The 6,866-nt window shown below is 69.9% G+C and carries 5 protein-coding genes; 1 reads left to right on the top strand and 4 read right to left on the bottom strand.

Annotated elements, in window-relative coordinates:
• Window positions 1-120 precede the first annotated feature (120 nt).
• Window positions 121-954, top strand: a complete 834-nt coding sequence (locus EYA84_RS22900) for a peptidylprolyl isomerase (protein WP_131055198.1) — start codon at window positions 121-123, stop codon at window positions 952-954.
• Between the two features lie 70 nt (window positions 955-1,024).
• On the opposite strand, the gene EYA84_RS22895 is transcribed toward EYA84_RS22900, so the two are convergent.
• From EYA84_RS22895 to secD, 4 genes are all read right to left on the bottom strand, one after another.
• Entirely contained in the window at window positions 1,025-3,493 is a 2,469-nt protein-coding gene (locus tag EYA84_RS22895) for a bifunctional (p)ppGpp synthetase/guanosine-3',5'-bis(diphosphate) 3'-pyrophosphohydrolase (protein ID WP_131055196.1), read from the bottom strand.
• Window positions 3,494-3,666: 173 nt separating this feature from the next.
• The gene (locus EYA84_RS22890; RefSeq protein ID WP_131055195.1) at window positions 3,667-4,233 is read right to left on the bottom strand and encodes an adenine phosphoribosyltransferase; all 567 of its coding nucleotides are present in this window, start codon (window positions 4,231-4,233) and stop codon (window positions 3,667-3,669) included.
• A 101-nt stretch (window positions 4,234-4,334) separates the two neighbouring features.
• A complete protein-coding gene (gene secF, locus EYA84_RS22885; protein ID WP_131055193.1) occupies window positions 4,335-5,543 on the bottom strand; it encodes a protein translocase subunit SecF in 1,209 nt (402 codons plus the stop codon).
• Between the two features lies 1 nt (window position 5,544).
• Window positions 5,545-6,866, bottom strand: a 1,322-nt coding sequence (secD, locus tag EYA84_RS22880; RefSeq protein ID WP_131055191.1) for a protein translocase subunit SecD, incomplete at its 5' end; no start/stop codon positions are given.

Genomic DNA, 6,866 nt, shown 5'->3' with positions numbered 1-6,866 from the left:
GGGCACGGCAAGCCCGGCGGCCTCCGGCGCGCCCGAGGCCAGCGCAAGCGCCGGCTGATCGGTAATCGGCGGTTCCACCCGCCCCAGCGGCATCCACATACAGTCCAGGAGGATCGAGGCGTGACGTCCACCAGAGAGCGGCAGCGCGCGGCGGCCCGCGCCCGGCTCGAGAAGGAGATGGCCGAGCGGGCCACGCGGGCGCGCAAGCGCCGCCAGACCCAGGCGGTGGTCGGGGCTGGAGTGGTCCTGCTGCTGGTGGTCGCCGGCACGGCCTGGCTCGCCACCAACCTGATCGGCGACGACAGCGGCGGCGACACCGCCGCCCAGGGCGGCAGCACCGCGGAGTGCGGCTGGGTGGAGATCCCGGCGGGTGAGCGGACCCCGACGACCAAGGACGTCGGGTTGCCGAACGCCGAGCAGAGCCGGGTCGGCACCCAGACCATGACGATCACCACGAACCTCGGCCCGATCACCGCGCGGATCGACCGGTCGGCGGTGCCCTGCACCGCAGGCAGCTTCACCCACCTGGCCGAGCAGAACTTCTTCGACAACACCAAGTGCCACCGGCTGGTGACCGAGGGCATCAAGGTGCTCCAGTGCGGCGACCCGAGCTCCACCGGCGACGGCTGGCGCGAGACCGACGGCACCGGCGGCCCGGCGTACCGCATGCCGGAGGAGAACCTGCCCACCGACAAGCGCCCGCCGTACGAGGCCGGCGTCATCGCGATGGCCAACTCGGGCCAGCCGTCCAGCACCGGCAGCCAGTTCTTCATCGTCTACGGCGACTCGCCGCTGGACCCGAACTACACCGTGCTCGGCACGATCACCGGCGGGATGGACATCGTCAACGACGTCGCCGCCGCCGGTGACGACGGCGCGTTCGCCCAGCAGGCCGGCGGCGGTCACCCGAAGAAGGAGATCGTCATCACCGACCTCACCATGAGCGACGCCTGACGCCTCGATTCCACGCGAAAGCGCCCGCCGGCTGAGCCGGCGGGCGCTTCTCGTCGTCCGGTCGTACGCGTCAGGCGCCGGAGGTGACCCGGTAGGCGTCGAAGACCCCGTCGACCTTGCGGACGGCGGCCAGCAGATGCCCCAGGTGCTTCGGGTCGGCCATCTCGAAGCTGAACCGGCTCACCGCCACCCGGTCCCGGGTGGTGGTGACGGTGGCGGAGAGGATGTTGACCCGCTCCTCGGAGAGCACCCGGGTGACGTCGGCGAGCAGCTTGTGCCGGTCCAGCGCCTCCACCTGGATGGCGACCAGGAACGTCGAGGCGGAGGTGAGCTTCCAACTCACCTCGACCACCCGTTCGCCCTGGGCGCGCAGGTCCTCGGAGTTGGCGCAGTCGTCGCGGTGCACGCTCACCCCGCCGGACCGGGTGACGAAGCCGAACACCGTGTCCGGCGGCACCGGGGTGCAGCAGCGGGCCAGCTTGATCCAGACGTCGCTGACACCGCGTACGACCACACCCGGGTCGTGGCTGGAGGCCCGACTGCGCGGCGGCCGGGTGGCCACCGCCGTCTCCGCGATGTCCTCGGCCGCACCCTCCTCGCCGCCGTAGGTGGCCATCAGCTTCTGCACCACCGACTGCGCGGAGACCTGACTGTCCCCCACCGCCGCGTACAACGACGCCACGTCGGCCAGGTGCAGGTCCCGGGCGATCGCCATCAGGTTGTCGGAGGTGAGCATCCGCTGCAGGGGCATGCCCTGCTTGCGCATGGCCTTGACGATCGCGTCCTTGCCCTCCTCGATCGCCTCCTCGCGCCGCTCCTTGTTGAAGTACTGCCGGATCTTCGTCCGCGCCCGAGGGCTCTTGACGAAGCCCAACCAGTCCTGCGTCGGCCCGGCCGTCTCCGACTTCGAGGTGAAGATCTCGATCACGTCGCCGTTGGACAGCGTCGACTCCAACGGCACCAACTTGCCGTTGACCCGCGCCCCGATGCACTTGTGCCCCACCTCGGTGTGCACCGCGTACGCGAAGTCCACCGGCGTCGACCCCGTCGGCAACGGGATCACGTCGCCCTTCGGGGTGAAGACGTACACCTCCTGGCTGGACAGGTCGAACCGCAACGCGTCCAGGAACTCGCTCGGGTCCGCCGCCTCCCGCTGCCAGTCCAACAACTGCCGCAGCCAGGTCATCTCGTCGATGTGCGCCGGCGGACCGACGATCTGGGTGCCCTTCTCCTTGTACTTCCAGTGCGCCGCGATACCGAACTCCGCCGTGCGGTGCATCGCGTACGTCCGGATCTGCATCTCCACCGGCTTGCCGGTCGGCCCGATCACCGTGGTGTGCAGCGACTGGTACATGTTGAACTTGGGCATCGCGATGTAGTCCTTGAACCGGCCCGGCACCGGCTGCCAGTTCGCGTGGATGACACCCAACGCCGCGTAGCAGTCCCGCACCGTGTCGACCAGGATCCGCACACCCACCAGGTCGTAGATGTCGTTGAAGTCCCGACCCCGCACGATCATCTTCTGGTAGATCGAGTAGAGGTGCTTCGGCCGACCCGTCGTCTCCGCCTTGATCTTGGCGGCCTTCAGATCCACCTGAACCTTCTGCGTCACCTGCCGCAGCAACGCCTCACGCTGCGGTTGGTGCTCCCCGATCAGCCGGTTGATCTCCTCGAACCGCTTCGGGAACAGCGTCCCGAACGCGAGGTCCTCCAGCTCCCACTTGATGGTGTTCATACCCAGGCGGTGGGCCAGCGGGGCGAGGATCTCCAGCGTCTCCTTGGCCTTCTGCTCCCGCTTGGGCGCGGGCAGGAAGGAGAGCGTCCGCATGTTGTGCAGCCGGTCGGCCAGCTTGATCACCAGGACACGCGGGTCCTTGGCCATGGCGACGACCATCTTGCGGATCGTCTCGGCCTTCGCCGCGTCGCCGAGCTTGACCTTGTCGAGCTTGGTGACGCCGTCGACCAGCAGCGCGACCTCGCCACCGAAGTCCGTCCGCATCTGGTCCAGTGAGTATTCGGTGTCCTCGATGGTGTCGTGCAGCAGCGCGGCGACCAGCGTGGTGGTGTCCATGCCCAGGTTGGCCAGGATGGTGGCCACCGCGAGCGGGTGCGTGATGTACGGGTCGCCGGACTTGCGGTACTGACCCGAGTGCCACCGCGCGGCGGTGTCGAAGGCCCGTTGCAGCAGCCGGGCGTCCGCCTTGGGATGGTTCTCCCGGTGCGACGAGATCAGCGGCTCCAACACCTCGCTGACCTGCGAGGACTGCCACGGCGCGTTGAACCGCGCCAGCCGCGCCCGGACCCGTCGGCCGGTGGGCGCGTTGGAGAGCCCGAATCCGCTGCTCGGCAACGGGTCACCGGTGGTCGCGACGGACGCGCCGTCGGACGCGGTGGGGACCGCCACGTCGCCGCTGGACGGCACCCGGCCGGGTGCCCCGGCGACGGCCGGTGTGGCGCCGTCGGGGTCGGTCAGCGAGCCGTTCGCGTCACCTGTCGGGTGCACCGTGCCCTCCACCGGAGGGACGACATCGTGGGACACCGGCCTCCTCACCGCTCGCCGGGGAAACACCGACCGTGCGTCGGCCGGTCTGGTCTCGCGCCTCTCGGACGGCTCACCGTCCGGTCAGCAATGGGCAATGCTACCCGCACCGACGGTGCCCTGCCGCTCCGCCGGACGTACCGTGCCGCCTCCGTCGCCGGGGGCGGGTCGGTTCAAACGGTCAGCAGGGCATGGACGGGACGGGGCGCCAGTTTCGCCCGCCCGCCCAGGAAGGAGAGCTCCAGCAGCACGGTGAAACCGGCGACCGTGCCACCGGCCCGTTCCACCAGGTCCAGCGTGGCCGCGGCGGTGCCGCCGGTGGCGAGGACGTCGTCCACGACCAGCACCCGGTGTCCCGCCGTGAAGGCGTCCTGGTGCACCTCCAGCGTCGCCTCGCCGTACTCCAGCTCGTACGAGGCGGCGTACGCCGGGCGGGGCAGCTTGCCGGCCTTACGCACCGGCACCACACCGACCCCGGTCGCGTACGCGATCGCGGCGGCGACCACGAACCCGCGCGCCTCGATGCCGACCACCGTGTCGAAGGAGTCCCGCCCGTGGTGCGCGACGATCCCGTCGATCACCGTCCGGAAGGTCTCACCGTCGGCGAAGAGGGGCATCAGGTCCTTGAACATGACGCCCGGCTTCGGGAAGTCGGGCACGTCCAGCACCCGGCTGGCCACCAGCCGGGCGGTCTCCGGGCCGCTGTCGCCGCGTACCGCGCTGCTGTGGGTCTCCGTCACGACGCTTGGTCCCTTCCACCAGACAACGGCGCCCTGCACGCTGCTCGCACAGCATGCAGGACGCCGTCGTGTTCGTCCCTACCGGGTCGGTCCCGGCCCGGTCAGCGCCGTTTGGCGCCACCCGGGCGGTTACCGCCCCCGCCGCCGGGGCGGCCACCACGGGCCCCACCGGAACGCTTGCCGGCCGGACGCGCGCCCACCTTCGGCGCGGCGGCACCGGCCAGGGCGGCACCCGTCTCGGCGGCCACCGGCTCCTCGTCCGCCTCGATCGCCTCGGTCGACTCCGCCTTGCGGGCGCCCTTGGCGGACGTCTCGCCCTTGGTGATCCCGGCCCGCCGGGCGTGCACCCGCTTGTTGTGCGCGTCGATCCGCGGGTCGCGGTTCTTGAGCACCACCAGCAGCGGCGTGGCCAGCGTGATCGAGGTGATGAAGGCCATCGCCATACCGACGAACAGCACCAGACCGAGGTCCTTCAGGGTGCCCGCGCCGAGCAGGCCGGCACCGATGAAGAGGATGGCGCCGACCGGGAGCAGGGCGACCACCGAGGTGTTGATCGACCGCATCAGGCTCTGGTTGACGGCCAGGTTGGCCGCCTCGCCGTACGTCTGGTTGTTGTTCGCGGTGATCCCTCTGGTGTTCTCCTGCACCTTGTCGAAGACCACCACCACGTCGTACAGGGCGAAGCCCAGGATGGTGAGGAATCCGACGATCGTCGACGGAGTGACCTCGAAGCCGACGATCGAGTAGAGGCCGGCGGTGAGGATCAGGTTCATCACCAGCGAGAAGATCGCCGCGATGGCCATCTTCAACTCGAAGCGCAGGACCAGGTAGACGGTGACCAGCGCGAGGAAGATGACCAGACCGAGCAGGGCCCGGTTGGTCACCTGGCTGCCCCACGCCTCGCTGACCCGGTTGCTGCTGATCGACTCCGGGTCGATGTTGAACTGCTGACCCAGGGTGGTCTTGACCGCCTGGACCTGCTCGCCGTTCAGCTCGGTGGTCCGCAGCTCGTAGAAGTTGCCGCCACCGCCGCCGACCTGCTGCGCGGTGACCACATGGCCACCCTGGTCAGCGATCGCGTCCTTGGTGGCCGCCTCGGCGTCCTGGAGGGTGCCGACGCTGGTCGGGATCTGGAACGAGTTGCCGCCGGCGAACTCGATGCCGAGCTTGAACCCGTTGAAGATGACGCTGGCCAGCGCGATCGTCGCCAGCACCGCGGCGATGGTGAACCACATCTTGCGCTTGCCGACGATGTTGAGGCCGGCCTCGCCCCGGTAGAGGCGAGCTGCCAGACCGTTCTCAGCGGACATGTCACGCCTCCTTGGCGCGCTGGTTGCGGGGCTGGGTCGGTGCCGAGCGGGCGGGCAGCACCCGGCCGAGCCCGCTGACCCGCGGGGACAGGAACGCCTTGGTGCTGGCGAGCATCGTCATGATCGGATGCCGGAACAGGAAGACCACGAGCAGGTCGAGCACCGTGGCCAGACCGAGGGCGAAGGCGAAGCCCTTCACCGTGCCGACCGAGACGATGTAGAGCACCACCGCCGACATGATGGTGATGGCGTTCGCCGAGATGATCGTCCGACGGGCCCGGATCCAGGCTCGTGGCACCGCGCTGCGCGGGCTGCGGCCCTCGCGGATCTCGTCCTTGAGTCGCTCGAAGTAGATGACGAAGGAGTCCGCCGCCACACCGAGCGAGACGATGATGCCGGCGATGCCGGCGAGGGTGAGCGTGAAGCCGATCTGCCGGCCGAGGAACACCATGGCGCCGAAGAGGAGCAGCGCCGACGCGACCAGGCTCAGGAAGATGACCGAGCCGAGCAGGCGGTAGTAGAAGAACGAGTAGACGATGACCAGCAGCATGCCGATGCCGGCCGCGAGCAGACCGGCCCGCAGGTGGCTGGCGCCCAGCGTGGCGGTGACGTTCTGCTGCTCCTGCGCCTCGAAGGTGACCGGCAGCGCGCCGTAGCTGAGGTAGCCGGCCAGTTCGCTGGCCTCGGCGTTGGTGAAGTTGCCGGTGATCTGCGAGCTGCCGACGAGCACGCCCTGGATCTGCGGCGACGAGATGATCTGGTTGTCCAGCACCACCGCGACCCGGCAGCGCCCCTCGTCACCGAGCGCGGAGGCGTCGCAGGCCTGGCCCTCGTTGTTGAACGCCTCGCGGGTCAGCGCCGTCCACTTCTCCCCGCCGCTGCGGGTGAAGTCCAGGCTGACCACCCACTGGCTGGTCTGGTCGCGCACCGCGGTGGCGCTGCTGACGTCGGTGCCGAGCACCTTCGCCACGTCCAGCAGGTTCTTGATGGAACCGGCCTCACAGGAGACCGCCTGCTGCTCCGGGTCGGAGATCGAGGCCGGCGGCCGGTCGTCGAGCTGGAGGCAGCTGATGGTCGGCACGTTGAACTGCATCTGCGTCGGCAGCACCGCGACCTCGCGGCCGGACAGATCGGCGAAGGGCGCGAGCTTCTCGGCCAGCGACGGGTCGGCCGCCAGGTCCGCCGGGGCCTGGAGGCCGGTGGCGGCGGCCCACGCCTCGGCGCCGACCTTCTGCTCGACGGCCTGCCGCTGCTCCTCGACGCTCTGCGGCACGTCCTCCTCCGCGCTCGGCGAGGGCGAGGGGGTCGCGGCGGGCGTCGGGG

This window comes from Verrucosispora sp. SN26_14.1 (assembly GCF_004307965.1).
GTDB lineage: Bacteria > Actinomycetota > Actinomycetes > Mycobacteriales > Micromonosporaceae > Micromonospora.
Note: the sequence above shows the minus strand (reverse complement) of the source record. Positions and strands in the feature narration are given on the sequence as shown.